Consider the following 2,378-nt stretch of genomic DNA (forward strand, 5'->3'; position numbering starts at 1 on the left):
ACCCCCACGGCCACAGCAGCCTTGCCGTCATTGACGCCAATGAAAACCGCGATGCCCGAGCCGAGTTTGGATTTGGCCTCGTCGACAAGACCGCGAAGGTCCTTGCCGCCGACCCCCTCTGCAACGCGGGCGATCAGCTTGTAACCGCCAATCTCTTCAGGCCCGGCCGGCGCAGCGGCACCGCCGCCGCCCATGGCGAGCTTGCGTTTGGCGTCTGCCAGGTCGCGTTCCAGGGTGCGGCGTTCTTCACTAATTGAGGCGACCTTCCGGCCAACATCCTTGAGCGGCACTTTTAGCTGGTCGGCAAGATCAAGCGCGACCTGCGCCCGGCTCTTGAGGAAAGACAGCGCCTCGGCGCCCGTCGCTGCCTCGATCCGGCGAACGCCTGCAGAGACCCCGCTTTCAGACGTGATCACAAAAGCGGCGATATCGCCTGTGCGCGAGACATGCGTGCCGCCGCAGAGCTCGACCGAATACGGCCGGTCACCCGGGGTCAGGGACCGGCCCATTGAGAGCACACGAACCTCATCGCCATATTTTTCGCCGAAGAGCGCGAGCGCACCCGCCTCGATCGCCTTGTCGGGTGCCATGGTCGCGATCGTCGCCTCGTCATTCTGGCGGATGACGGCGTTGACCTGGTCTTCGATGGCCTCGATCTCGGCCGGCGTGACCGGCCCACCATGAGAGAAATCAAAGCGAAGCCGGTCTTCCTCGACGAGCGAGCCTTTCTGGGTGACATGCTCGCCGAGCACATCGCGCAGCGCCGCATGCAGGAGGTGCGTGGCCGAATGATTGGCACGTATGCGCTGGCGCCGCTCATGGCTCGCGACGAGCGTCGCTGCATCACCGAGCGAAATCGATCCGTCTGTCAGCTCGCCGACATGGACGTGGACATCGCCGGCGCGCTTCTGGACATCGCGCACAATGAAACGGGCGCCATTGGCGAAATGCACCTCGCCATGGTCACCGGCCTGGCCACCGCTTTCGGCGTAGAAAGGCGTTCTGTCGAAAACGAGTTCACAATCGCCGCGCTCAGCGCTGTCGACCATGGCGCCGCCAGCAACGATGGCCTTCAGCTCGCCTTTGTCCTCAACGCCGTGATAGCCGAGGAATTCTGTCGCCCCGACCTTGTCGCGCACGCGAAACCAGACCGCATCGGAACCGCTATCGCCAGAGCCGGACCAGGCCTCGCGGGCGGCTTTCTTCTGCTGGGCCATGGCTTCATCGAAGCCGGCCGTATCGACGCTCATGCCGCGTCCGCGAAGGATATCCTGCGTCAGGTCGAGCGGGAATCCGAATGTGTCATAGAGGCGGAAGGCGGTCTCGCCGGGCAGCTCGCCATCAGAGGAAAGACCTTCGGTCGCCTCATCAAGCAGGGCGAGACCACGGCCGAGCGTGCGCTGGAAGCGGGCTTCTTCCTGTTCGAGGGCCGCTTCGATGGCCGGCTGGGCGCGGCGCAGCTCCGGATAGGCATCGCCCATCTCGCCGGTGAGCGCGCTGACCAGTCTGTACATGGCCGGTTCGCGCGCGCCGAGAAGATGGCCATGGCGCATGGCGCGGCGCATGATCCGGCGCAGCACATAGCCGCGGCCTTCATTCGACGGGGTCACACCGTCTGCAATCAGGAAGGCGGACGTTCGCAAATGATCTGCAATCACGCGGAAGGAGGCAAGCTGGTCGCCCGCTGCCTTGGCCTTGTAGATCTCTTCTTCTGCCGCGATCAGCGTCTGGAAGAGATCGATCTCATAATTGTTGTGGACGCCCTGCAGCACAGCCGCCATGCGTTCGAGCCCCATGCCGGTGTCGATGGACGGCTTTGGCAGGTTTGTGCGCGCACCGCCTGCCTGCTGCTCATATTGCATGAAGACGAGATTCCAGATCTCGATGAAGCGGTCGCCATCCTCATCGGGGGATCCAGGCGGCCCGCCGGGCACCTTGTCGCCATGGTCGAAGAAGATTTCAGAGCATGGTCCGCACGGGCCGGTATCGCCCATCGACCAGAAATTGTCGCTGGTCGCGATGCGGATGATCCGGTCGTCTGGCAGGCCGGCGACTTTCTTCCAGATGGCTGCAGCCTCGTCATCATCGGCATAGACGGTGACCAGAAGCCGGTCTGCCGGCAGGCCCAGTTCCCTGGTGATGAGTTCCCAGCCGAAATGGATCGCTTCGTCCTTAAAATAGTCACCGAAGGAGAAGTTTCCGAGCATTTCGAAGAAGGTGTGGTGGCGAGCGGTATAGCCGACATTGTCGAGATCATTGTGCTTGCCGCCCGCACGCACACATTTCTGCGAGGTCGCCGCACGCGGGGCGAACGGTGTTTCCGCACCGGTGAAGATATTCTTGAACGGGACCATGCCGGCATTCACGAAAAGCAGGGT

At 63.0% G+C, this 2,378-nt stretch carries 1 protein-coding gene; it reads right to left on the bottom strand.

Annotated elements, in window-relative coordinates; genetic code table 11:
• The coding region (alaS, locus tag WA989_RS16490) for an alanine--tRNA ligase (RefSeq protein ID WP_424341571.1) at nt 1-2,378 on the bottom strand (2,378 nt) is incomplete at both ends.

The sequence above is a fragment of the Henriciella sp. genome, assembly GCF_049649345.1.
In the GTDB taxonomy this organism is placed as follows: domain Bacteria; phylum Pseudomonadota; class Alphaproteobacteria; order Caulobacterales; family Hyphomonadaceae; genus Henriciella.